This window comes from Gordonia sp. VNK21 (assembly GCF_046098115.1).
Lineage (GTDB): Bacteria > Actinomycetota > Actinomycetes > Mycobacteriales > Mycobacteriaceae > Gordonia.
Map to the genome: position 1 here is coordinate 117,531 of NZ_JBJURU010000009.1, position 24,293 is coordinate 141,823.

The 24,293-nt window shown below is 70.6% G+C and carries 19 protein-coding genes; 11 read left to right on the forward strand and 8 right to left on the reverse strand.

The features are described 5' to 3' along the window. The first annotated feature begins 29 nt into the window (after nucleotides 1-29). Genes sucB through ACJMNC_RS11530 form a run of 5 tightly spaced genes read left to right on the forward strand, consistent with a single transcriptional unit; the run spans nucleotide 30 to nucleotide 5,291 of the window. Nucleotides 30-1,832: a 2-oxoglutarate dehydrogenase, E2 component, dihydrolipoamide succinyltransferase gene (sucB, locus tag ACJMNC_RS11510; protein WP_408948092.1), complete on the forward strand. Its 1,803-nt coding sequence runs from the start codon at nucleotides 30-32 to the stop codon at nucleotides 1,830-1,832. A gap of 12 nt (nucleotides 1,833-1,844) precedes the next feature. Next, nucleotides 1,845-2,726 carry a TIGR01777 family oxidoreductase gene (locus tag ACJMNC_RS11515; RefSeq protein ID WP_408948093.1) on the forward strand — a complete coding sequence of 294 codons (882 nt, stop codon included), beginning with the start codon at nucleotides 1,845-1,847 and terminating at the stop codon, nucleotides 2,724-2,726. Continuing rightward, the gene (lipB, locus tag ACJMNC_RS11520) at nucleotides 2,719-3,438 is read left to right on the forward strand and encodes a lipoyl(octanoyl) transferase LipB (protein WP_408948094.1); all 720 of its coding nucleotides are present in this window, start codon (nucleotides 2,719-2,721) and stop codon (nucleotides 3,436-3,438) included. The genes ACJMNC_RS11515 and lipB overlap by 8 nt, the downstream gene beginning before the upstream one ends. Beyond that, nucleotides 3,438-4,484, forward strand: a complete 1,047-nt coding sequence (gene lipA / locus ACJMNC_RS11525; RefSeq protein WP_408948095.1) for a lipoyl synthase — start codon at nucleotides 3,438-3,440, stop codon at nucleotides 4,482-4,484. Before lipB ends, lipA begins: the two co-directional genes overlap by 1 nt. Before the next feature lie 54 nt (nucleotides 4,485-4,538). After that, nucleotides 4,539-5,291, forward strand: a complete 753-nt coding sequence (locus ACJMNC_RS11530; RefSeq protein WP_408948096.1) for a DUF4191 domain-containing protein — start codon at nucleotides 4,539-4,541, stop codon at nucleotides 5,289-5,291. On the opposite strand, the gene ACJMNC_RS11535 is transcribed toward ACJMNC_RS11530, so the two are convergent. Then, nucleotides 5,288-6,727 carry an amino acid permease gene (locus ACJMNC_RS11535; protein WP_408948097.1) on the reverse strand — a complete coding sequence of 480 codons (1,440 nt, stop codon included), beginning with the start codon at nucleotides 6,725-6,727 and terminating at the stop codon, nucleotides 5,288-5,290. The two genes, ACJMNC_RS11530 and ACJMNC_RS11535, sit on opposite strands and share 4 nt — an antisense overlap. A 137-nt stretch (nucleotides 6,728-6,864) precedes the next feature. Then, a complete protein-coding gene (locus ACJMNC_RS11540) occupies nucleotides 6,865-7,359 on the reverse strand; it encodes an RDD family protein (protein WP_408948180.1) in 495 nt (164 codons plus the stop codon). A gap of 299 nt (nucleotides 7,360-7,658) precedes the next feature. Between ACJMNC_RS11540 and glnA the strand changes: the two genes are divergently transcribed. Then, entirely contained in the window at nucleotides 7,659-9,092 is a 1,434-nt protein-coding gene (gene glnA / locus ACJMNC_RS11545; protein ID WP_408948098.1) for a type I glutamate--ammonia ligase, read from the forward strand. Nucleotides 9,093-9,253: 161 nt separating this feature from the next. Beyond that, nucleotides 9,254-10,189 carry a hypothetical protein gene (locus tag ACJMNC_RS11550; RefSeq protein WP_408948099.1) on the forward strand — a complete coding sequence of 312 codons (936 nt, stop codon included), beginning with the start codon at nucleotides 9,254-9,256 and terminating at the stop codon, nucleotides 10,187-10,189. Here the strand turns inward: ACJMNC_RS11550 and ACJMNC_RS11555 are convergent. Further along, nucleotides 10,168-11,511, reverse strand: a complete 1,344-nt coding sequence (locus tag ACJMNC_RS11555) for a flavin-containing monooxygenase (protein ID WP_408948100.1) — start codon at nucleotides 11,509-11,511, stop codon at nucleotides 10,168-10,170. The two genes, ACJMNC_RS11550 and ACJMNC_RS11555, sit on opposite strands and share 22 nt — an antisense overlap. A 301-nt stretch (nucleotides 11,512-11,812) precedes the next feature. On the opposite strand from ACJMNC_RS11555, the gene ACJMNC_RS11560 reads away from it, so the two are divergent. Continuing rightward, on the forward strand, nucleotides 11,813-12,421 hold the full coding sequence (locus ACJMNC_RS11560) for an FKBP-type peptidyl-prolyl cis-trans isomerase (RefSeq protein WP_408948101.1): 609 nt from the start codon (nucleotides 11,813-11,815) through the stop codon (nucleotides 12,419-12,421). 69 nt (nucleotides 12,422-12,490) lie between these two features. Here the strand turns inward: ACJMNC_RS11560 and ACJMNC_RS11565 are convergent, their stop codons facing one another. From ACJMNC_RS11565 to ACJMNC_RS11575, 3 genes are read right to left on the reverse strand one after another with little or no spacing between them, the layout of a single operon-like run. After that, nucleotides 12,491-13,588 carry an esterase/lipase family protein gene (locus tag ACJMNC_RS11565; protein WP_408948102.1) on the reverse strand — a complete coding sequence of 366 codons (1,098 nt, stop codon included), beginning with the start codon at nucleotides 13,586-13,588 and terminating at the stop codon, nucleotides 12,491-12,493. Then, nucleotides 13,588-16,602 (reverse strand): bifunctional [glutamine synthetase] adenylyltransferase/[glutamine synthetase]-adenylyl-L-tyrosine phosphorylase, encoded by a 3,015-nt coding sequence (locus tag ACJMNC_RS11570; protein ID WP_408948103.1) that lies wholly within the window; start codon nucleotides 16,600-16,602, stop codon nucleotides 13,588-13,590. The genes ACJMNC_RS11565 and ACJMNC_RS11570 overlap by 1 nt, the downstream gene beginning before the upstream one ends. A gap of 29 nt (nucleotides 16,603-16,631) precedes the next feature. Beyond that, a complete protein-coding gene (locus ACJMNC_RS11575) occupies nucleotides 16,632-17,969 on the reverse strand; it encodes a glutamine synthetase family protein (protein WP_408948104.1) in 1,338 nt (445 codons plus the stop codon). 198 nt (nucleotides 17,970-18,167) lie between these two features. On the opposite strand from ACJMNC_RS11575, the gene panB reads away from it, so the two are divergent. The 3 genes from panB (at nucleotide 18,168) to ACJMNC_RS11590 (ending at nucleotide 21,564) form a co-directional block, all read left to right on the forward strand. Further along, the gene (panB, locus tag ACJMNC_RS11580) at nucleotides 18,168-19,010 is read left to right on the forward strand and encodes a 3-methyl-2-oxobutanoate hydroxymethyltransferase (protein WP_408948105.1); all 843 of its coding nucleotides are present in this window, start codon (nucleotides 18,168-18,170) and stop codon (nucleotides 19,008-19,010) included. Nucleotides 19,011-19,111: 101 nt separating this feature from the next. After that, the gene (gene pip / locus ACJMNC_RS11585) at nucleotides 19,112-20,071 is read left to right on the forward strand and encodes a prolyl aminopeptidase (RefSeq protein ID WP_408948106.1); all 960 of its coding nucleotides are present in this window, start codon (nucleotides 19,112-19,114) and stop codon (nucleotides 20,069-20,071) included. After that, nucleotides 20,068-21,564 carry a CHAD domain-containing protein gene (locus tag ACJMNC_RS11590; protein ID WP_408948107.1) on the forward strand — a complete coding sequence of 499 codons (1,497 nt, stop codon included), beginning with the start codon at nucleotides 20,068-20,070 and terminating at the stop codon, nucleotides 21,562-21,564. The genes pip and ACJMNC_RS11590 overlap by 4 nt, the downstream gene beginning before the upstream one ends. A 104-nt stretch (nucleotides 21,565-21,668) precedes the next feature. Here ACJMNC_RS11590 and ACJMNC_RS11595 read toward each other — a convergent pair whose 3' ends face one another. Both ACJMNC_RS11595 and ACJMNC_RS11600 read right to left on the reverse strand, forming a co-directional pair. Then, the gene (locus ACJMNC_RS11595) at nucleotides 21,669-22,598 is read right to left on the reverse strand and encodes a hypothetical protein (protein WP_408948108.1); all 930 of its coding nucleotides are present in this window, start codon (nucleotides 22,596-22,598) and stop codon (nucleotides 21,669-21,671) included. Between the two features lie 205 nt (nucleotides 22,599-22,803). Further along, nucleotides 22,804-24,234, reverse strand: coding sequence for an RNB domain-containing ribonuclease (locus tag ACJMNC_RS11600; protein ID WP_408948109.1), 1,431 nt, complete (start codon nucleotides 24,232-24,234; stop codon nucleotides 22,804-22,806). Between the last annotated feature and the right edge of the window lie 59 nt (nucleotides 24,235-24,293).

Sequence of the window (24,293 nt, forward strand, 5' to 3'; positions counted from 1 at the left end):
TTCACGAGCGCAATAGGGAGCAACACGCAATGGCCTTCTCCGTCGAGATGCCCGCACTTGGTGAGAGCGTCACCGAAGGAACCGTCACTCAATGGCTCAAGCAGGAAGGCGACACCGTTGCGGTCGACGAGCCCCTGCTGGAGGTCTCCACTGACAAGGTCGACACCGAGATCCCGTCGCCGGCCGCCGGCGTCTTGGTGAAGATCGTCGCGCAGGAAGACGACGTCGTCGAGGTGGGCGGTCAGCTCGCCGTGATCGGTGAGGCCGGCGAGTCCGCCGGCGACGCACCCGCCGCGGCGGAGCCGGCACAGCCAGCTGCTCCGGCCGAGCCCGCCGCCGAGCCTTCTGCCCCCGCCGAGCCCGCCGCCCCCGCCGAGCCGGCTGCTCCCGCCGAGCCCGCTCCCGCCGCTGCGGCTCCGGCGGCGCCGGCCGGTGGCAACGAGGTGACCATGCCGGCTCTCGGCGAGTCCGTCACCGAGGGCACCGTCACCCAGTGGCTCAAGAAGGTCGGCGACACCGTCGCCGTCGACGAGCCGCTGGTGGAGGTCTCCACCGACAAGGTCGACACCGAGATCCCCTCGCCGTTCGCCGGCGTGCTGACCGAGATCTTCGCGCAGGAAGACGATGTGGTCGAGGTCGGTGGCAGGCTGGCCCTGGTCGGTGAGGCCGGCGCCGCACCGGCGGCGCCCGCCGCCGCACCGGCACCCGCGCCCGAGCCCACCCCGGCTCCGGCCCCGGAGCCGGCCAAGGCTCCCGAGCCCGAGCCGGCCGCCGCCCCGGCTCCCGCTCCCGCCGCCCCGGCGACGCCGGAGCCCGCTCCCACCGCCCCTGCGCCGGCCGCTCCCGCTCCCGCTCCGGCCGCCGAGGCTCCGAAGGATCTCGAGGCCACCCCGTACGTCACCCCGCTGGTGCGCAAGCTGGCGGCCGAGCACGGTGTGGACCTGGCCACCGTCACCGGCACCGGCGTGGGCGGACGCATCCGCAAGCAGGATGTGCTCAGCGCGGCCGAGGCCGCCAAGGCTCCGGCGGTACCGGCCGCCGCCGCACCGGCAGCACCGGCCGCGGCCCCGGCGGCCGCCGCACCGCAGGCCAGCCCGGAGCTGGCCGCGCTGCGCGGAACCACCCAGAAGATCAACCGCATCCGGCAGATCACGGCGGCCAAGACCCGCGAGTCCCTGCAGTCGAGCGCACAGCTCACGCAGGTGCACGAGGTGGACATGACCAAGGTCGCCACCCTGCGCAAGCAGGCCAAGGCGAGCTTCGCCGCCAATGAGGGCGTCAACCTCACCTACCTGCCGTTCTTCGCGCAGGCGGTGGTCGAGGCTCTGAAGGTGCACCCGAACATCAACGCCTCGATCGACGAAGAGGCCAAGGAGATCACCTACCACGCGAACGTCCACCTGGGCATCGCGGTCGACACCGAGCAGGGTCTGCTCTCCCCGGTGATCCACAACGCCGACGATCTCTCGCTGGCCGGCCTGGCCCGCGCGATCGCCGATATCGCCGACCGAGCCCGCAACGGCGGCCTCAAGCCGGACGAGCTAGCCGGCGGCACCTTCACGATCACCAACATCGGCAGCCAGGGCGCCCTGTTCGACACCCCGATCCTGGTTCCGCCGCAGGCGGCCATGCTCGGCACCGGTGCCATCGTCAAGCGTCCGGTGGTCCTCACCGGAGCCGACGGCACCGAGTCGATCGCCGCCCGGTCGATGGCCTACCTGCCGCTGACCTACGATCACCGGCTGATCGACGGCGCCGACGCCGGCCGTTTCCTCACGACGGTGCGCCAGCGCCTCGAAGGCGGCGAGTTCGCAGCCGAACTCGGCCTCTAAGGACCGCGCGGCATGCGCGTCGCGATCGCGGGAAGCTCCGGCCTGATCGGTTCGGCGCTGGCCGAGTCGCTCACCGGTGCCGGACACGAGGTGTTCGCGCTGGTGCGGCGGTCGGCCGCGTCCGACCGGGAGATCCCCTGGGATCCGGAGACGGTCGGGGTGCCGCCGGGCGCCCTGTCCGGGATCGACGCGGTCGTCGGACTGGGCGGGGTCTCCATCGGCGATCACCGGTGGAGCGGCCAGGTCAAACAGCAGCTGCGCGATTCGCGCATCATCCCCACCACGGTGCTCGCCGAGGCGGTCGACGCGGCCGGGGTGCCGGTCTTCGTCAGCGCCAGCGCCACCGGCTTCTACGGGGACACCGGTGAGCGGGCCGTCGACGAGTCGGCCCCGCGCGGCGAGGGCTTCCTCGCCGATCTCGTCGCCGACTGGGAGGCCGCGGCCGCCGGCGCGGCCGGGGCCCGCGTGGTCACCCTGCGCACGGCGCCGGTCCTCGCCCGCAGCGGCGGCATGCTGAGCCGGTTGCACACCCTGTACCGGGCCGGGCTCGGTGCCCAGCTCGGCGACGGCCGGCAGTTCCTGTCCTGGATCTCCCTGCCCGATGCGGTGGCCGCGATCGGGCTGGTCCTCGGCGACGATGCCGTCGCCGGACCGGTGAATCTGTCCGCGCCGCAACCGGTCCGGTACCGGGAGTTCCACCGGGCGCTGGCCCGCCTCTGGCATCGCCCGCGGTATCTGCGGGTGCCGGCGGCGGTGGCCCGGATCGCGGCCGGGGAGATGGCCGGGGGAATGATCCTGGCCTCCTCCCGTGTTGTTCCCGGTGTGCTCTCCGCCGCCGACTTCCCGTTCACCCATCCCTCGCTGACCGCTGCTCTGGAGTACACCCGTGGCTGACACCGTCTCCCCCGCCAAGGCACGGCCGCGCACCGGGATCCGGGCCAGTTCCGCACCGCTGGAGTTCCGGCGGCTCGGCGTGGTCGACTACGAGACTGCCTACGCCCTGCAGCACGAGCTGGCCGCCCAGCGCGCCGACGGCGAGCTGGATCACGATGTGGTGCTGCTGCTCGAGCATCCGTCGATCTACACCGCGGGCCGGCGCACCGAGGACTCCGACCGGCCGGTCAACGGCGCGCGGGTGATCGACGTCGACCGCGGCGGCCGGATCACCTGGCACGGCCCGGGCCAGCTGGTGGGCTATCCGATCGTCGCGCTCGCCGAGCCGCTCGACGTGGTCGAGTACGTGCGCCGGGTCGAGGAGATGCTCATCGGCGTGTGCGCGGACCACGGGCTGAGCACCGAACGGGTCGAGGGCCGCTCCGGGGTGTGGGTGCTCGACGAGGCCGGCGAACGCAAACTCGGCCAGATCGGGATCCGGGTCTCGCGCGGGGTCACCCTGCACGGCTTCGCGCTCAACGTCCACCCCGATCTCAATGTCTTCTCGGCGATCGTGCCCTGCGGTATCGCCGACGCCGGGGTCACCTCCCTGGTCGCCGAAACGGACGTCCCCACCACCCTCGGGGACGTCTCCGACAGTGTCGAGGCCCGGCTGACCGCCTGCCTCGACGATCCCCTGCCACCGACAACTACGAGCGTAGGATCGACATAGTGACTGCCGCGCAAGACTCTTCCCCTGTTCAGGCCACCCGCCCGCCCGAGGGCCGGAAACTGCTCCGCCTGGAGGTGCGCAACGCCGAGACCCCCATCGAGCGCAAACCGAAGTGGATCAAGACGCGCGCGACGATGGGGCCGGAGTACTCCGAACTCAAGGGCCTGGTGCGCAGCGAAGGGCTGCACACGGTCTGCGAGGAGGCCGGCTGCCCCAACATCTACGAATGCTGGGAGGACCGCGAGGCCACCTTCCTGATCGGCGGCGAACAGTGCACCCGGCGCTGCGACTTCTGCCAGATCGACACCGGCAAGCCCGCCCCCCTCGACCGCGATGAGCCGCGCCGCGTGGCCGAGTCGGTGCAGGCGATGGGTCTGCGGTACTCGACGATCACCGGCGTGGCCCGCGACGACCTGCCCGACGAGGGCGCCTGGCTGTACGCCGAGACCGTCCGCAAGATCCACGAGTTCAACCCGGGCACCGGCGTGGAGAACCTGATTCCCGACTTCCACGCCAAACCCGATCTGCTCGCCGAGGTCTTCGACGCCCGGCCCGAGGTGCTCGCGCACAACCTTGAGACGGTGCCGCGCATCTTCAAGCGCATCCGGCCGGCCTTCCGCTACGAACGCTCGCTGGACGTGCTGACCCAGGCCCGCGACTTCGGTCTGGTCACCAAGTCCAATCTGATCCTGGGCATGGGCGAGACGCCCGAGGAGATCCGGGAGGCGCTGCGCGACCTGCACGACGCCGGCTGCGACATCGTCACCATCACCCAGTACCTGCGGCCCACTCCCCGGCATCATCCGGTCGAGCGCTGGGTCAAGCCCGAAGAGTTCGTCGAGCACTCCGACTACGCCCGCGAGCTCGGCTTCGCCGGGGTCATGGCCGGCCCGCTGGTGCGGTCGTCGTACCGGGCCGGACGGCTCTACGCGCAGGCCATGGCGCATCACGGCCGGACGCTCGATCCGGCGATGGCGCACCTGGCCGAGCAGGAGGGCGGCACCGCGCAGGAGGCCACCTCGGTGCTGGCCCGCCTCGCCCGCTGACCGGCGCCCACCGCCGCCACCCGGGGCCGCCGGGCACACCGTAAACTGGTGCGCATGGCAAAGGACTCCCCGGCGACGAAAGAAGCCAAGAAGGCCGCGAAGCAGGCCCGTAAGGCACAGAGCAAGGAACGCCGCCAGCAGATGTGGCAGGCCTTCCAGATGCAGCGCAAGGAAGACAAGGCGCTCATCCCGATCATGCTGGGCGTGCTGGTGGTCTGCACCGCGGCCTTCGCGCTGTTCGGGAAGTTCGTCTTCGGCGGCCTGTGGTTCATGCTGGTGCTGGGTCTGCTCGTCGGTGTGCTCGGCGCGTTCATCGTCTTCGGCCGCCGCGTCTCGCGAACCGTCTACAAGAAGGCCGAGGGCCAGCCCGGCGCCGCCGGCTGGGCGCTGAGCAATATGCGCGGCCAGTGGCGCGTCCAGCAGGCCGTCACCGGCACCTCGCACCTGGATGCGGTGCACCGGGTGATCGGCAAGCCGGGCGTCATCCTCATCGGCGAGGGCTCGGCGAGCCGGGTCAAGCCGCTGCTGTCCCAGGAGAAGAAGAAGGCCGCGCGCGTGGTCGGCGACACCCCGATCTACGAGATCATCGTCGGCAACGGCGACGGCGAGGTCCCGCTCGGCAAGCTCGAGCGCCATCTGCGCAAGCTGCCCGGCAACATCGACCGCAAGCGGATGGAGGCCCTCGACGGCCGGCTGTCGGCCCTGAAGAGCAAGGGCGCGGCCGGCCCGGCCATGCCGAAGGGCCCGATGCCCCAGGGCGCCAAGATGCGCGGCACCCAGCGCACCGCCCGCCGCCGCGCAGGCTAGGCCCGGCTGCGCTCGATCTCGGCGAGCCGCCGGCGGGCGATCCGGTCGGCGCCGCGCGACCAGAACAGGTAGCCGATCACCACCAGCGAGAACCAGACCGCGCCCACACACAGAGCCATCCGGCCGTCGTGGTCGAAGAACAGCAGCACGAAGACCAGCAGCAGGAAGGCCAGCGCGGCGACCGTGGTGTACGGCGCACCCGGCACCCGGTAGTCCGAGGCCGGCAGTTCCCCGCGGTTCACCCGGTGCCGGTAAACCATCTGGCAGAGCAGGATGGTCGACCAGACCACGATGATGCCGACCGTGGAGACCGCGGTGATGTAGGCGAAGGCGTGCGTGGGGTCGATCACGTTGACCACCACGCCGAGCACCATCATCGCCGCACTGAGCACGATGCCGGCCACCGGAACCTTGCGTGAGGAGAGCCGCTGGAGCGCTTCGGGGGCATCGCCGCGCTGCGACAGGGAGCGCAGCATCCGGCCGGTCGAGTAGATCCCCGAGTTGCACGACGAGAGCGCCGCGGTCAGCAGGATGAAGTTCACCAGGCCGGCCGCCCCCGGCAGGCCGATGTAGGAGAAGACCTCCACGAACGGGCTGTGCCCGTTCTCGTAGGCACGCCACGACCGCACGGACAGGATCACCGCGATCGAGCCGACGTAGAAGATGCCGATGCGGAACGGCACCGTGTTGATCGCCTTGCGCAGCGTCACCCGCGGATTCTCCGCCTCGCCGGCGGTCACGCCTACCAGTTCCACACCCACATAGGCGAACATCACGATCTGCAGGCTCAGCAGGGCGTTGGAGAAGCCGGTGGCGAAGAAGCCGCCGTCGTTCCACAGATTGGTCACCGACGGCCCCGACTCCGGCCCGAAACCGGAGATCGGCAGCAGCACACCGATACCGACGATGATCATGCCCAGGATGGCGGTCACCTTGATCGCCGAGAACCAGAACTCGGCCTGCCCGAACAGCCCCACCGAGATCAGGTTGGCGCTGAAGAGCACCAGCAGGGCTACCAGCGCGGTCACCCAGACCGGGATCGACGGCCACCAGTAGTTGATGTACTTTCCGGCCACGGTGATCTCCGCCATACAGGTGGTGGTCCACACCGCCCAGTACGTCCAGCCCTGGCTGAAACCGGCGAAGCGGCCGAGGAATTCGTCGGCGTACTCGCTGATGCCGCCGGAGATCGGCCGGTAGATGAGCAGCTCGCCGAGGGCCCGCATGACGATGAAGATCGCCAGCCCGGCCAGTGCATAGGCCAGCAGCAGGGCCGGTCCCGCCTTCTCGATGGCGCCGCCCGAGCCGTAGAACAGGCCGGTGCCGATCGCGCCGCCGATAGCGATCATCTGGACCGTGCGCGCGCTCAGCCCCCGTTGATAGCCCTCGTCGCGTTCCGGGATGGTGCTGTAATCCAGCTGCCGCTCAGATTCCATGCGAGCAATTTACGCGCCGACGGCCCCGCTGTCGCGCAGGGCGTGACCGGAAAGTCCCCGCACCAGCAGGGATTTCCGGACTATTCGCCGATACCGGACAGGTCGACCGGAGGACCCGGGCCCCGGGCCGGGAACGGTCAGCGGGTGCGGACGATACCCGTGCCGGTGGCGCGGTCGTGCATGGCCCGGCCGTTGTAGTCGTTGATCAGGGCCGGCACCACGAAACACACCAGCAGCTGCCGGAAGAACGCCCGGATCACCCCGACCGCCATCCGCGGCGTCTTCCCCTCCGCCTCCCGGCCGATCTGCTCGGGCGGCAGATCCAGCCGCGCCACCCGGGTGCCCACCACGAACTGCCCCGGCGAGAAGCCGAAGACGGTCACCGACACCACGCCGATCACGAACCAGATGCCCAGCACCAGGGTGCCGATCATGCCGTCGTCGTACGGCAGGAAGATCAGGGCGAGCCCGTAGGCGATCAGCCAGTCCACCAGCAGACCCAGCACCCGCGTCCAGCCGCCGGCCAGCGATCCCGGCCCCGACTGCGGCAGACCCAGATCCGCGCCCCGGTACTCGACGTCGTCGTTGGCGATGTACGGACCGGTCAGCCAGCTGCCCGCCGCTTCGCGCATCTGACCGCCGGTACCGGCGTTCTTGCGGGGCCGGTTGGAAGAACTCATAGACCTCATCGTAGTCAGCCGGCGCGATCACCTCGAATCCGCCGAAGCTCGCCCGGCCCGGGCGGGTAGGGTCGGTATGGCCATTTCGCGGCAACAAAACGACTGCCGTGTAACACGGGGGAAACATATGGTTGACCGATGGGCAATGTCGCCTGCTTAGCGTGATGGCAAGATTCACGCCAGCTACCACGCCGGTGTGAGTTGGCGGCCAGAGAGGTTCTGGTCGCGACCGAAAAAGGAGTCCGGCGAACGTGTACACCACGAACGAAGAGCTGCTCGAAGGGATCAAGGCCGAGGGCGTCGAATACGTCGACATCCGCTTCTGCGATCTCCCCGGCACCATGCAACATTTCTCGATCCCCGCTTCGGCATTCACCGAGGACGTGTTCGAAGAGGGACTGGCCTTCGACGGCTCGTCGGTACGCGGCTTCCAGTCGATCGACGAATCGGACATGATGCTGCTGCCCGATCCGGCGACCGCCCGGATCGATCCCTTCCGCAAGGCCAAGACGATGAACCTCAGCTTCTTCGTCCACGACCCGTTCACCCGGGAGGCCTACAGCCGCGACCCGCGCAACGTCGCCCGCAAGGCGGAGGACTACCTCGCCTCCACCGGCGTCGCCGACACCTGCTTCTTCGGCGCCGAGGCCGAGTTCTACATCTTCGACTCGGTGGCCTACGGCTCCGAGATGAACGGCACCTTCTACGAGGTCGAGTCGGTCTCCGGCGCCTGGAACACCTCCGCCCCGACCAACCCGGACGGCAGCCCGAACCTGGGCTACAAGGTCCGCCCCAAGGGCGGCTACTTCCCGGTGGCCCCGTACGACCACTACGTCGACCTGCGCGACGAGATGTCGACCAACCTGACCAACGCCGGCTTCACGCTCGAGCGCGGCCACCACGAGGTGGGCACCGGCGGCCAGGCCGAGATCAACTACAAGTTCAACACCCTGCTGCATGCGGCCGACGACGTGCTGCTGTTCAAGTACATCATCAAGAACACCGCCTGGCAGAACGGCAAGTCCGTCACCTTCATGCCCAAGCCGCTGTTCGGTGACAACGGCTCGGGCATGCACGCCCACCAGTCGCTCTGGAAGGACGGCAAGCCGCTCTTCCACGACGAGTCCGGCTACGCCGGCCTGTCGGATCTGGCCCGCTACTACATCGGCGGCATCCTGCACCACGCCCCGAGCCTGCTGGCCTTCACCAACCCGACCATCAACTCGTACAAGCGCCTGGTCCCCGGCTACGAGGCCCCGATCAACCTGGTCTACAGCCAGCGCAACCGCTCGGCCTGCGTGCGGATCCCGATCACCGGCAACAACCCGAAGGCCAAGCGCCTCGAGTTCCGTTGTCCCGACAGCTCGGGCAACCCGTACCTGGCGTTCGCCGCGATGATGATGGCGGGCATGGACGGCATCAAGAACAAGATCGAGCCGCACGAGCCCGTCGACAAGGACCTCTACGAGCTTCCCCCGGAGGAGGCCAAGTCCATCCCGCAGGCCCCCACCTCGCTGGCCGCGGTGATCGACCGCCTCGAAGAGGATCACGACTACCTCACCGCCGGCGGAGTGTTCACCGAGGATCTCATCGAGACCTGGATCAGCTACAAGCGGGAGAACGAGATCGAGCCGGTGCAGGTCCGTCCGCACCCGTACGAGTTCCAGCTCTACTACGATTGCTGATTCCGTCTCCGACGGAGGAATTGCTGATTCCGTCTCCGACGGAGTGACTGCTGATGCGCCCAGCACTCCCCGATCGACCCGTCCGGCACACACCGGGCGGGTCGATCGGCATCGGACACTGCTAGCCTCACCTGTCGACGATCGAGACGAGGAAGAGAGATATGGGCGGCAGACACCGCGCACCGGCTCCGGCCCGGCGCGAAGCGCGTGCGCGCCTGCCGCGCCCCGGCCGGCCGGTCCTCCTCCGCGCCGGGGCCGGTCTCGCGTGCACCGCGATGATCGTCACCGCCGCAATCGCGGTGGGCGGCGACGGCGACCCCGCCCCGCCGCCGCAGCCGGCCGCCACCGGCACACCGGGGCAGCGCCTGCAGGCCGGTTTCGACGCCCTGCCGCTGAGCGTGCCCACCGGCGTGGCCATCGTCCCGGTCGGCGGCGGCACGCCGATCCTGCTCGGCGACCGCCCCGCCCAGGCCGCCTGGTCGACCATCAAGGCGCCCCTGGCCCTGGCCGCCGAACGCGACGGTCACGCCGGCCCCACCGAGGAGAGGGCCGTGATCGACTCCGACAACCGCTCGGCCCGTGTGCTCACCACCCGGCTCGGCACCCCGGACGAGTCGGTCCGGAAGGTGACCGCCGTACTGCGCGAGGGCGGCGACGAGCGGACCGTGCTCCCCGCACCCGAGGGCGACGAACACCCCCACCTGGGCGACACCGTCTGGTCGCTGACCGATTCAGCGGTCTGGACCGCGCACCTGCCGTGCCTGCCGGGCAGCGACCACGTCCTGGATCTGATGCGCCGGGTGAGCAAGGTCCAGAACTGGGGTCTGAAGAAGATCAGCGGCCACGAAGTCGCCGTCAAGGGCGGCTGGGGCGAGGAGGCCGACGGCGGCTACCTGGTCCGCCAGATCGGCGTGCTGACCCTGCCCGACGGCGGCCGGGTGGCGATCGCCCTGTCCGCCCACGCACCCCGCATGCGCTTCGAGACCGGCGTCGCCGACGTCGGCACCGTGGGCCGCTGGCTCGGACAGCACCTGGACGTGCTGCCCGGTGGGCACTGTCCGGCCGCGGCCACCTCTCAGCGCGGCGAACCCAGGTAGCGCTCGAGGCTGTCGTCGAGCTCGTCGAGCCAGGCGGTGTGGTGCTTGACGCTCTTGGTGCCGGTCATCACCGACTTGTAGGTGTAGTCGCGGTAGCCCATGATGTCGGCCGCCTTGTCCTGCTTCCAGGCCAGGAACACCTCCACCACCCCGTCGACGTCGAACGACGGGTAGTCGGTCTGGGCGATCAGATCCTTGACGTATTCGCCCTGGAAGACGATCTCGTCGGCCGGTCCCCCGATCGCCTCGAATCGCGTGCGCCACAGACGCATCGACTCCTCGCGGTCGGCGGCACCGGGCAGCGGCGCCCGCCCCAGGATCAGGTCGCGCACATACCAGGCCTGTGCGTCGAACATGTTGAAGGTGAACCACTGGTCCTGCGCACCCACATAGAACAGCTGCGGATTGTCCTGCCACACCACCCCGCGGTACAGGCCCTCCGGGTAGACGGTGTTCGGCGAGTCCAGGGCCAGCGCCTCCGGCAGGAACGGGTACTTGTGCAGATACCCGGTGCACAGGATCACCACGTCGACGTCCTTGGTGGAGCCGTCGACGAAGTGCACGGTGTTGCCGTCGAAGCGCTCGATTCCCGGCCGCTCCTCGAAGCGTTCGGGCCAGTCGTAGCCCATCGGCGCGGTCCGGTAGCTGGCGGTGACCGAGCGCGCGCCCATCTTGTAGGCCTGGCTGCCGATGTCCTCGGCCGAGTAGCTCGACCCGATCACCAGCACGTCCTTGCCGGCGAAGCCCTCGGCACCGCGGAAGTCGTGGGCGTGCATCACCGGACCGTGGAAGGTCTCGATGCCCTCGAAGTCCGGGAAGTTGGGGAAGGAGAAGTGGCCGGACGCCACCACCACGTAGTCGAAGACCTCGGTGCTGTCCGCACCGGTCGGCAGGTGCGCGGTGGTGACACTGAACTGCCGGGTGTCCTCGTCGTAGTCCACCCAGCGCACGGCCGTCTCGAAGCGGATGTACCGGCGCACCCCGGCCCGGTTCACCCGCCCGGCGATGTAGTCCCACAGCACCGGCCGCGGCGGGTACGAGGAGATGGGCCGGCCGAAGTGCTCGTCGAAGGAGTAGTCGGCGAACTCGAGGCCCTCCTTGGGCCCGTTGGACCAGAGGTTGCGGTACATGCTCGAATGCACGGGCTCGCCGTACTGGTCGAGTCCGGTGCGCCAGCTGTAGTTCCACTGCCCGCCCCAGTCGCTCTGCTTCTCGTAGCAGACGACCTCCGGGACGTCGGCGCCGTCGGCGCGGGCGGCCTCGACGGCCCGCAGCATGGCCAGGCCGCTCGGACCTGCTCCGATGATCGCCACTCGTGTCATTCTCGTACCTCGCGTTCGCTGTCGTCTCGTTCCGTATGTGCGCTGAGAGCTGCTGCGGGCGCGCAGCATTCGCCGCGAGTCGGCGAGAAGAGAGCGGCCCCGGCGGCGCGAGCCGCGTTCACGTCGGGGCGGGCCCACGTCGGTGGGCGGCGACCTTCTGGCGGTGACCGGGCGCGCTGCGCACTCGAGCATCAAAAAGGCACACTGACTATATCAACTCCCGTTGACCGGTTGCGGCCCGGGCCACCGCGGCCGCTCGACGCCGACGGCCCCACCGGCCGGTTCGGTAGGATCAGCGGCTATGAAACTCAAGTCCACGATCGTGATCTCCGCCGCCGCCTGCATGCTGGCCCTGGCCGGCTGCTCGGACGACGACTCCTCGTCCTCGGCCGAGTCGGCGGCCACCACGCCGAGCGTCGACGTCACCCACACCCAGCCGCAGCTCGACGGCGCGACCTGCCCCACCGGCAAGCCGGCCCCGGGCACCGCGCCGCAGTGGGAGGTGAAGGGCACCACCGGTTCGGTGGCGGTGATCGGCCAGACCGACACCACCGCCCCGCTGATCACCGTCACCACCCCGTTCACCGTGGACAAGACCGAGGTCAAGACTCTCGACGCCGGTGACGGCGCCGAGGTGACCGACGCCTCGACTGTCAACGTCTGCTACGAGGGCGTCAACGGCCGGACCGGCGAGGTCTTCGACAGCGCCTACCAGCGCGGCGAGCCGGCGGAGTTCCCGGCCTCCGGCGTGGTCGAGGGCTTCCGTCAGGCGCTCGTCGGACAGAAGGTGGGATCGACTGTGGCCGTGGTGATTCCGTCGGCCGACGGTTACCCGCAGGGTGATCTGCGGGTCGACATCCGGCCTGGTGACACAATCATCTTCGCGCTGAAGATCCTCGACGCCCAGTAGGGTCGTCGCAGCTCTCGTTCTCCGGCCGGGCCGGAACCGGACCGCAGCGTCCGGCTCCGGTCCGGCCGGTCACTTCTCGGTGGAGAACGGGATGATGAACGCCGGGGCGCCGCCGCGCCGGCCGGCCACACTGCTGCCGAAGAACGGTGCCACCAGATCGCAGGGCACCACTCGGTCGGGGGTGTCGTCGAGCGCGTTGAGCACGAAGGCCGCCGCCCGCCGCGAGCCGCAGATCGCCAGATGGTCGGACAGGTCCTTGGCGCACCCCTCCTGCACGACGATGTTGTGCACGGTGGTTCCCGGCGGTCCGGGCACCTGACCGGAGGTGTACGGCCGCACCAGCTCGTCGTGCATGGTGGAGATGTTGGTGTACTCGATGCCCGGCAGATACGGGCTGCCGCCGGAGTTCATCTTGGCGATGAACGCCGAACCGTCCATCATCTGCGGCAGCGCCTCACAGGGCATGATCACCGCCGGATCCAGGCCGAGCCGCTTGGTCACCGGTGCCAGCGCATGACTGGTCGGATCCAGCGCCTCCGAGCCCTCCCACAGCGGAGCGAGCGAGATGTACTTGCGGATCTTGCCCTCGCCGCCGAGGAACTTGGCCCAGTAGTTGGGCACCAGGGTGCCCTGCGAATGGCCGACGACGTCGATCTGATCCGAACCGGTCGCCGCCATCACCTTCTCGGCGAACTCGCCGAACTCGGCCGCGCTCTCCTCGATCGGCCGCATGCCGCCGAGCGCCGAGATCGGCCAGTTGGCGTGCTCGATGGACCCGTAGGTGAGGGTGAAGACGGAGAAGCCGGCCTCGGTCAGCAGCGGCACGTAAGTGCCCCAGTTGGTCTGGCCGCCGCCGGCGGTGCCGTGCACCAGGATCACCGGGACGGGATGGATCTCGTTCGGCGGCGCGTCCCACAGGTTCGACCCCGGCAGCGAGCCGCCCGGATGCGCCAGTTCGGGCGCGATCCCGGAGAAGAAGTCGTAGATGACCTTGTTCTTGGCCTCCTGGTCCTCGGTGTCGGCCCGCACGACGAACGACTCCGGAAACAGTTTGGCCACCTCGTGGGCGATCACCAGGGCCGGCTGGGTGAGCTTCTGCCCCACCAGCAGCGGCACCGTGACCACATCGCTGAGGATGCGGCCCAGAAGTTTGCGCGACGACGACATCAGGCTCCGAAGACCTCCACCACCACGGCTTTGGCGCGCCGGGTCACGCGCATGTAGTTCTCCAGGAACTCTAGCGCCTCGTCCTGCGGCCAGCCCGCCGCATAGGCGATCGCCCGGAGCTGCCGGCCGGGGCCGGGCAGCTGGTCGACGGGTTTGCCGCGCACCAGCACCAGCGCATTGCGTGCCCGCGTCGCGGTGAGCCAGGCGTCCTTGAGCAGCCCCACCTCGTCGGCCGGCAGCAGTTCGGCCTCGGCGATCGCGTCGAGGGTCTCGAGCGTCGGCGTGCGGTGCAGCGACGGATACTCGTGCGCGTAGCGCAACTGCATCAGCTGCACGGTCCACTCGACGTCGGCCAGGCCGCCGCGGCCGAGCTTGGTGTGGGTGGCCGGATCGGCGCCGCGCGGGAGCCGTTCGGCATCGACCCGGGCCTTGATCCGCCGGATCTCGCGGACCGCATCCGCCGACACCCCGCCCTCCGGATACCGGATGTCGTCGATCATGTGCAGGAAGGCCAGCCCCAGGTCGGGGTCTCCGGCCACGGCGTGGGCGCGCAGCAGCGCCTGCACCTCCCAGGCCTCGGCCCACTGGTGGTAGTACGCGCGATAGGAGGCCAGGGTCCGGACCACCGGCCCGTTCCTGCCCTCCGGCCGCAATCCGATGTCCACCTCCAGCGGCGGGTCGGCGCTCGGACTGCCCAGCAGCGAGCGCACCTGATCGGCCACGCTCAGCGCCCAGCCGATCGCCTCGGTCTCGTCGACGCCCTCGACCGGCTCGCACACGAAGAGCACGTCGGCGTCCGAACCGTAGCCCAGTTCCCCGCCGCCGAGCCGGCCCATCCCGATCACCGCGATCGCCGCCGGCGCCTCGCCCCCGCGGCTGCTCAGCGAATGCTTGATCACCTTGGCCAGCGCCGCGCCGAGCACCGAGGCCCATACCGTCGAGAGCGCCTTGCACACCTGCTGCACGTCCATCAGCCCCAGCAGATCCGCGGAGGCGATGCGCGCCAGTTCGGCGCGCCGGTGCGAGCGGGCCACCGCGATCCCCCGCTGCAGGTCCGGCTGACGCATGGTCGAGGCGATCAGCCCCTTGACGACGTCGTCGGAGGTCACCTCGCACAGTTTGGGCCCGGTGGAGCCGTCCGAGTACAGCTGGATCACATCCGGTGAGCGCATCAGCAGATCCGCGACGTACTCGGAGGTGCCCAGCACGTGCATCAGCCGCTGCGCCACCACGCCGTCGTCACGCAGCAGCCGCAGGAACCATTCGGCGCCGACCAGCTCGTCGCACAGCCGCCGGTAGTTGAGCAGACCCGCATCCGGGTCCGGGGTGTCGCTGATGTGCTCGAGCAGCCCCGGCAGGATCAGCAGCTGGATCTGTGCGCGCCGGCTGGCCCCCGAGGCGAGCGCCTTGATATGCGCCAGCGCCCGGTCGGGCATGGCGTAGCCGAGGGCGGCCAGCTGGCGTTCGGCGGACTTGTTCTGCAGGTACAGCGAGGCCTTGTCGAACCGGGTGACCGCCTCGAGCAGTGGCCGGTAGAACAGCTTCTGGTGCAGCTCGCGCACCCGCCGGTTCTGGTGCTTGAGCTCGCGGCGCAGCACGGTGGCCGCATCGTCGGACCCCTCCGGACGGATGTGCGCGGCCCGCGCCAGCCAGCGCATGGCCGGTTCGTCGGCCGGCTCGGGCAGCAGGTGGGTGCGCAGCATCCGCTGCAGCTGCAGCCGGTGTTCGAGCAGCCGCAGGAACTCGTAGGAGGCGTGGAAGTTGGCACCGTCGGTGCGGCCGACGTAGCCGTGCTGGATGAGCACGTCGAGCGCCTCGAGCGTCGAGCGCACCCGCAGGTTCTCGTCGACCCGCCCGTGCACCATCTGCATGAGCTGGACGGCGAACTCCACGTCGCGCAGCCCGCCCGGCCCCAGTTTGAGGTTGAGTTTGCGCTCCTCCTCGGGGATGAGCGATTCGACGCGCCGGCGCATGGCCTGCACGTCCGGCACGAAGTCCTCGCGTTCGGCGGCCTGCCAGACCATCGGCGAGGTGGCCGCCACGTAGTCGGCGCCCAGCGCCAGGTCGCCGGTCATCGGCCGGGCCTTGAGCAGCGCCTGGAACTCCCAGGTCTTGGCCCAGCGCCGGTAGTAGGCCACATGCGATTCGAGGGTGCGGGTCAGCGCCCCGCGCTTGCCCTCCGGCCGCAGCGCCGCATCCACCTCGAAGAAGGCCGCCGAACCGATCCGGACGAACTCGCCGGCCAGCCGCGCCGAGGTGGTGTCGGCCGGTTCGGCGACGAAGACCACGTCCACGTCGGAGACGTAATTCAGTTCCCGCGCACCGCATTTGCCCATCGCGATCACCGCGAGACGGCCCTCGAGCGGGTCGTCGCCGAGCACCTCGGCGATGGCCACGGACAGCGCCGCGGTGAGCGCGCCGTCGGCCAGATCCGCGAGCCGGCCGCCCACCTCCGGCAGGAACAGCACCGGCTCGTCCTCGACCGTGGCGGCCAGATCGTGTGCGGCCAGCACCAGCATTTCGTTGCGGTAGGCCACCCGCAGCGCGTTGATCGCCTCGGGACCGGTCACCGCGGCCCGGTAGAGCAGATCCCCGCGCTCCTGCGCGCCGGGTTCGGCGACCGCGCCGACCGCCTCGAGCAGCCGCCCGCGCACCGTCGGCGCGTCGTCGAGGGAATCGGCCCGCAGCAGCCGCCAGGAGTCCGGTTCGGCCACCAGATGGTCGCCGAGCGCATCGGAGGCGCCGAGGGTGGCCAGCAGCCGGCCGCGGAAGGAGGTGTCGCTGCGCAGCAGGGTGTCGATCTCGGCCCAGTCGGCGTCCGGGACCGCCGACCGCAGCCGCACCAGCGCCCGGAGCGCCAGATCGGCGTCTGCGGCGCGGGAGAGCGCCCACAGCAGGGCCACGTCCCCGGTGCCGGTCCAGCCGAGCTCGGCCAGATCGTCGCGGGCGGTGGGTTCGAGCAGCCCGAGACGTCCCGGACTCGGCACGGACGAGCGGCCACTTCGCACAGTCACACCGTTGAATCTATCCTGTGGACCCGCCCTTACAGGGGCAGGTAGTTCTTCAACTCGTACGGAGTCACCAGCGCCCGGTAGTCGGCCCACTCCGCCCACTTGTTGCGCAGGAAGTAGTCGAAGACGTGCTCGCCGAGGGCTTCGGCGACCAGTTCCGAGCGTTCCATCGCGTTCAGCGCCTCGGCCAGCGACGCCGGAAGCTCCTCGTAGCCCATCGCCCGGCGCTCGCCCGGGGTCAGCGCCCACACGTTGTCCTCGGCCTCTTCCGGGAGCTCGTAGTCGTTCTCGACGCCCTTGAGACCGGCGGCGATCAGCACCGCGAAGGTCAGGTACGGATTGCAGGCCGAGTCCGGGGTGCGTACCTCCACCCGGCGCGAGGACGCCTTGTTGGGCGTGTAGAGCGGCAGCCGCACCATCGCCGAACGATTGGCCCGGCCCCAGGTGGCGGCGGTCGGCGCCTCCCCGCCGTGCACCAGCCGGCGGTAGCTGTTGACCCACTGGTTGGTCACCGCGCTGATCTCGTTGGCGTGGCGCAGGATGCCGGCGATGAACTGCTTGCCGGTCTCCGAGAGCTGCATCGGATCGTCCGGATTGTGGAAGGCGTTCGACTCGCCCTCGAACAGGCTCAGGTGCGTGTGCATCGCCGAGCCCGGGTAGTCGCTGAACGGCTTGGGCATGAAGGTCGCGCGCACGCCGTCGTTCATCGCCACCTCTTTGACCAGGTAGCGGAAGGTCATCACATTGTCGGCCATGCTCAGCGCATCGGCGTAGCGCAGGTCGATCTCCTGCTGCCCGGGGGCGCCCTCGTGGTGGGAGAACTCCACCGAGATGCTCATCGCCTCGAGCGCCTCGATGGCGTGCCGCCGGAAGTTCGGCGCGGCATCGTGGACGGCCTGGTCGAAGTAGCCGCCGTTGTCGGCCGGGGTCGGCGCGCTGCCGTCGGTCGGCGCATCCTTGAGCAGGAAGAACTCGATCTCCGGGTGCACGTAGCAGGTGAAACCCAGGTCGGCGGCCTTGTTCAGCTGCCGGCGCAGCACATTGCGCGGGTCGGCCCACGACGGGCTGCCGTCGGGCATCGCGATGTCGCAGAAGATGCGCGCCGACGACTGCTTGCCGTCGGCCTTCCACGGCAGCACCTGGAACGTCGACGGATCCGGCTTGGCCACCATGTCGGCCTCGAAGACCCGGGAGAAGCCCTCGATCGCCGAGCCGTCGAAGCCGATGCCCTCGGCGAAGGCCCCTTCGAGCTCGGCCGGAGCGATCGCCACCGACTTGAGATATCCGAGGATGTCGGTGAACCAGAGCCGGACGAACCGGATGTCCCGCTCCTCGAGCGAGCGCAGCACGAATTCCTGTTGGCGGTCCATACCGTGACCTTAGGCGTGGCCTGTTACGGCCGTGTTACGCATCGCGGGATCGGCGCCGGTCCGGCGCACGCACGGACTGTGAGGAAGACCACTGGTCCACCCCTGCCGCCGGCTGCGCCCCGGTGGAAGAATCGGCGGTGTCCACACCAACCCGGGTACCCGCACTCCGCGGGACTCGAGGCAGAAATGAGGAACACCATGTCCGCAGCCCCGGTCTACGGTTCGTCGGCACCGGCATCCGCCACTCGCCGCGTCACCCGCATTCAGCATCTCGCGCAGTGGAAGGCCGAAGGCCACAAGTGGCCGATGCTCACCGCGTACGACTACTCCACCGCCCGTATCTTCGACGAGGCCGAGATTCCGGTCCTGCTGATCGGCGACTCCGCCGCGAACGTCGTGTACGGCTACGACACCACCGTCCCGATCACCATCGACGAGCTCATTCCGCTGGTCCGCGCCGTGGTGCGCGGCGCCCCGCACGCCCTGGTGGTGGCCGACCTGCCCTTCGGCAGCTATGAGGCCGGACCGCAGCAGGCGCTCGAGTCGGCCGTCCGGTTCATGAAGGAGGGCGGTGCGCACGCGGTCAAGCTCGAGGGCGGCGAACGGATCGCCCCGCAGATCGCGGCCCTGACCGCCGCCGGCATCCCGGTCTGCGGACACGTCGGCTTCACCCCGCAGAGCGTCAACACCCTCGGCGGCTACCGGGTGCAGGGTCGCGGCGACGGCTCCGAACAGCTCATCGCCGACGCCATCGCCGTCCAGGAGGCCGGCGCCTTCGCGGTCGTGATGGAGATGGTGCCGGCCGAGATCGCCGCCCAGATCACCCGCAAGCTCACCATTCCGACCGTGGGCATCGGCGCCGGCAACGAGACCGACGCCCAGGTGCTGGTGTGGCAGGACATGGCCGGCTACACGCAGGGCAAGACCGCCAAGTTCGTCAAGCGCTACGCCGGGCTCGGCGACGATCTGCTCGCGGCGGCCCGCAGCTACGCCGCCGAGGTGACCTCGGCGTCGTTCCCGGGCCCCGAGCACTCCTACTGATCCGCTCGGCCGATCATCGCATCAGCCCGGTCCGGCACTGCCGGACCGGGCTGATCCGTCGGCGGCGCACCGGATTTCGGAACCCTCAGTAGGCTGAGGTCATGCGTGAGCTCTATCCACCCCTGGACGCCGACGAGACCGGTCTGCTGGACGTGGGCGACGGTCAGCTGATCGCCTGGGAGACCTCCGGCAACCCGGACGGCAAACCGGTGGTCTTCGTGCACGGAGGGCCCGGCGGCGGCACCTCCCCCGAGCAGCGCCGGTTCTTCGATCCGGCGCGCTACCGGATCGTGCTCTTCGATCAGCGCGGCTGCGGCCGGTCCCGCCCGCACATCGCCGACGGCGCCGATCTGTCGGTCAACACCACCGCGCATCTGATCGCCGACATGGAGAAGCTGCGCACCCGTCTGGGTATCGACCGCTGGCAGGTCTTCGGCGGCTCGTGGGGTTCCACGCTGGGCCTGGCCTACGCCCAGGCCCACCCGGAGCGGGTCACCGAACTGGTCCTGCGCGGGATCTTCCTGCTCCGGCGCAGCGAGATCGACTGGTACTACAACGGCGGCGCCGCGAACCTGTTCCCCGATCGGTGGGAGGAGTATCTGGCGCCGATCCCGGAGGACGAGCGCGACGGCGATCTGGTGGCGGCCTACCACCGCCTGCTCACCGGTGACGACCGTGCGCTGGCCCAGCGCGCGGCGAGCGCATGGAGCCGCTGGGAGCACACGACCAGCTACCTGCTGCCGCACGCCGACTCCGGCGACGGCGGACCGGCCGATCTGGCCTTCGCGACCATCGAGAACCACTACTTCGTCCATCACGGCTTCCTCGACGACGGCCAGCTGCTCGACGGGATCGGGGCCGTCGCGCACCTGCCGGCGGTGATCGTGCAGGGCCGCTACGACGTGGTGTGTCCGATGCGCAGCGCCTGGGATCTGCACCGGGCGTGGCCGACCGCCGAGCTGCACATCGTCGACGATGCCGGGCACGCCTCCTTCGAGCCGGGCATCGTGCACCATCTGATCGAGGCCACCGACCGATTCGCACAGGAAGAACACCGATGAGTGCCCACGAGTCCCTCGAGACCGAGCTGAAATTCGACGTCGACGCCGCCACCGCACCGCCCGACCTGGCCGGCCTGGTGCCCGGCGGCGGCGCCGACGCGCCGGTGCACCACGAGTTGGTGGCCACCTACCTCGACACCGCCGGCCACGATCTGGCGACTCGCAAGATCACCCTGCGGCGCCGGACCGGCGGCACCGACGCGGGCTGGCATCTGAAGCGGCCCGGCGAGACGGCGATCAAGGGGGTCACCGCCCGCCGCGAACTGCAGGTCAGCTTCGACGAGGCGCCGGCCGACGGCCCGGTGCCGGGCGTCATCATGGACGCGATCACCGCCATCGTGCGCGACCGCGAACTGATCCCGGTGGCCACCATCACCAATGAGCGGACCGTGACCGTGGTGCGCGACGCCGACGGCGCCTCGCTGGCCGAGTTCTGCGCCGACCAGGTCCTGGCGCACGCGCAGCAGAGCGGGCGCACCAGCGAGTGGGCCGAGTGGGAGTTCGAGCTCACCGGCGGCGGCCGCTCGCTGCTCAAGCAGGCCCGCACCCTGCTCCGCCAGGCCGGCGCCCGGCCCGCCTCCTCCGAGTCCAAGCTGGCCCGGGCACTGGGCACCGAGCCGCACACCCACCGGCCGGCCCGGCTGCGCCCCGGCTCGACGGGGCTGGATCTGGTGGTGCACGCGCTGGCCGGGCACCGCGACGCACTGCTCACCATCGACCCGCAGGTGCGCCTCGGCACCGAGGACGCCGTGCACCAGCTGCGAGTCACCACCCGCAAGCTCCGGTCGGTGCTCACCTCGTATCCTCAGGTGCTCGCCCCCGAGCCGGCGGCGACGGTGATCGCCGAACTCACCGAGCTGGCCGGACTCGCCTCGGCGGCGCGCGACCTGGAAGTGCAGGTGGAGATCAACACCGAACTGCTGGCCGGCGAGCATGCCCCCGACGAGCTGCGCCGCGTGCTGATCGACGACGAGCAGCGCCGCCAGGAGCGGGCCCTGCGCTCGCTCCAGTTCGCCCTGACCACCCGGCGCTACCTGTCGCTGCTCGACGCCGTCGACGAGCTGATCGGCGATCCGCAGTCCGGCCCCGATGCGCAGCGCCCGGCCGAGAAGGTGGCCCGCGACGGCGTCGACCACGCCCGCACCCGGCTGCACAAGGCCGAGCGGAAGCTGCGGAAACTCGAGCCGTGGTCGCCGGACTGGGTGCAGCAGGTGCACCGGATCCGCAAGCGCGCCAAGACGGTTCGCTACACCGCCGAGTCCGCGGCCCCGGTGGGCGGCAAACGTGCGCGCCGCGCCGCGCGCGAGGCCTCGCAGATCCAGAAGCACCTGGGCCTGTTCCAGGACACCGTGGTCAACCGGGAACGGATCGCGCAGATCGCCGCCTCGACCACGCTGTCGGCCGAGTCCCAGTTCGTCCTCGGCCGCCTCGACGCCCGCGAGGAGGCACGCGGCCGCGCCGCGGTCGACGCCTACCTCAAGGCCCGCCGCTGACTGTCCGGCCCACAGGCGGCCGCACCCACCGGCGTCCGCGACACGCAATCCGGTACGCGACTGTGCCCACAGTCGCGTACCGGTCCCGGTGTCGCGGACTGGGGTCACAGCAGGCCGACCAGTGCCAGTTTCCGGCGCACCCGAGGCACCCAGAGCCGGCGCTCACAGTCGTCCCAGATCCCCCGGGTCACCTGCAGACCCAGCTCGCGCAGCCCGTCCTCCCGGCGCTTCTCCCTGATCACCGCGTCGGCGACGCTCTCGCCGGGACGCAGGCAGCGCGTGTACTTCCCGAGCCCGTCGAACTCGCCGACCAGCCGGCCCTCCCAGTCGTAGTCGACGTACGCATCGGCGCCGCCGGGCAGCACGTAGTGCACCTGCAGCCGGGGCACCGGCAGGCCGGCCTCGATGATCTGAGCGCGCGCCCACGACTCCCCCGGATTGTCCGACAGCGAGTCCCCGTACAGCAGCGCCAGCCGGATCCGCGCACTGCCGCGCCGCTGCCGTTCGGCAGCCACCCCGGCCAGCTCGTCCCGGCCGACACCGAGCCGGAGTGCGGCGTCGACGACGGCCAGCGCCTGGGCGAAGCTGCCCTGACCGGCCACGTCGACGGCAGTCCGGGCCAGGCCGGTGACCGGCACCCCGTCGACCACCACCACCGCATCGCCGGCCGTACCGACGTGGATGTGGCGCAACCGCTGGATCCGTCCGCCGTCGTTCCGGCCGCTGAGCACATGGATCCTGCGCAAGTCGGGCTTGAGCATCGGCAGCCGGTGCACGGCCGCCGCCGACTGATGGCTCAGCACCGGGCCGTCAGCGGGCTGCGCCAGGCAGCGGTACCGGTAGAGCGCGGTGCGCCGCTGGACGGCACCGCCGTTCTCGTCGTCGTTCAGTGCTGAGGCGGGCAGGTAGACGCCCGGTGTCACGGCCAGCAGCGCACCGGACCGCACCAGCGCGCTGATCTGATAGCGGCTGAACCCCGCCCCGAGCAGCAGTGCGCGCGGGACCAGCCCATGGACGTCGACCGGATAGCTCATCTCCCGAGTGCAGCACCGGCGGCCCGCCACGGACAGGGCGCCGTCCACCGGAGCGGCCCCAGCGGCGCCGGCGTCCACAGCCGCTCGCGATCGGGTCCGCGAGCGACGCCCGTCTGCTAGAAGGGACGTCCGCGACACCGAGACCCGAACGCGCGTGTGCACAGGGTCGCGTCCCGGCGGTGGTGTCGCGTCGAGCGCGTCGCCGCTACTCGGGTACCTCCGCGAAGGCGATCGTGCCGGCGGCCGGGTCGGCGGCGGTGACGGTCACGGTGCATTCGCTGCCCGCCGACGGGGCCGGCGCGCACGGACCCACGACGGCCGGCTCGGGGATGAAGATCTCGGCGGGACGTTTGCCGTCGGCGTCGCGCATCACGGTCGCGCCGAACCGGGCGCCGAGCTGATCGGCGAGCACCGTCGCCTCCGCCAGGTCGATGCTCTTGCGCGCGGCGGTCGACGAGACGGAGTCGGAGCCGCTCATGATCGAGCCGAGGTCCGGCAGCGCCGCCGCCACCCAGTCCGGTGCCGGCTCCCCCGCCGCGATCGACAGGCACGCCTCGGTGGCGAACCGGTCGGCGAGCCGGCGCAGCGGCGCGGTGACGTGCGCGTACAGTCCGCCCACCCCGGCATGCACGGACTTGTCCACCGGCGGCGTCCGTTCACCGGCGCCGAGCGCCCGGTACCCGGCTCCGCGCATCAGGCGCAGTCCGGCGCTCATCAGCGCCAGCGTGCTCGGCTCGCCGGGTGTCAGGCCGGCGAGGAACTCCCCCGGACTCGCCCCGTCCGGCCACGGCACCCGCAGATTCGCGGCGACGGCGCGCAACTCGTCGACGGCCTCCCCGGAGGCGGCGGGCAGGGTGCGCAGCAGTCCCAGCCCGGCGTCGAACATCATGGCGCCCGCGCACATCCCGGTCAGCAGCGAGACCTGCTCGTTCCACTTGTCCACCTCGGTGCGCGGGGCCAGCCGCAGCGTCCACCGGCGGCTGTGCCCCGGTCCTGCCGGCACCACCTCCTGGTCGGGCAGATCCAGTTGCACCGCGCCGCGGTCGAGCGCCCACCGGCTGCGGGTGGCACCGAAGCCGGGCAGGCCGGCGATCGCCGGGTGCAGCCGGCCGGCCGCGTGGTCGGCGCTCACCCCGGCGTAGTCGAGCCGGGCCCGCGATCGCACGGTGGCGCGCTGCACGTGCACCTCGCCGGTGTTCCCGTCGCCGTCGACGCCGATGGTCCACAGCACGGCGGCACGGTCCCGGTCGGGCAGCAGGGAGCCGGCGTTCTCGGACAGTTCGCGCGGATGCAGCGGCACGTTGCCGTCCGGGAAGTACACGGTCTGCCCGCGCCGGCGGCTCTCCTCGTCGATCGCGCCGCCGGGCACCACCAGTGCCGCCACGTCGGCGATCGCATAGTGCACCAGGAAACCGTCCCCGTCGGACTGCACCCGCAGCGCCTGGTCGAGGTCCTTGGATCCGGGCGGGTCGATGGTGACCAGTTCCAGGTCGGTGCGGTCCACGCGTGCGGCCGCGTACCTGTCCGCGGTGCGTTCCGCCTCGGCGCGCACCGCGTCGGGAAAGTCCTCGGTGAGCCCCAGTTCGCGGCGCAGGGCCGCGAAGTCCAGGGCCGGGGCGTGCATCCGGCGTTCCATCGGCGTCCTCAGCCTTCCTCGTCCTCGGCCTTCCGCGTCCTCGGCCTTCCGCGTCCTCG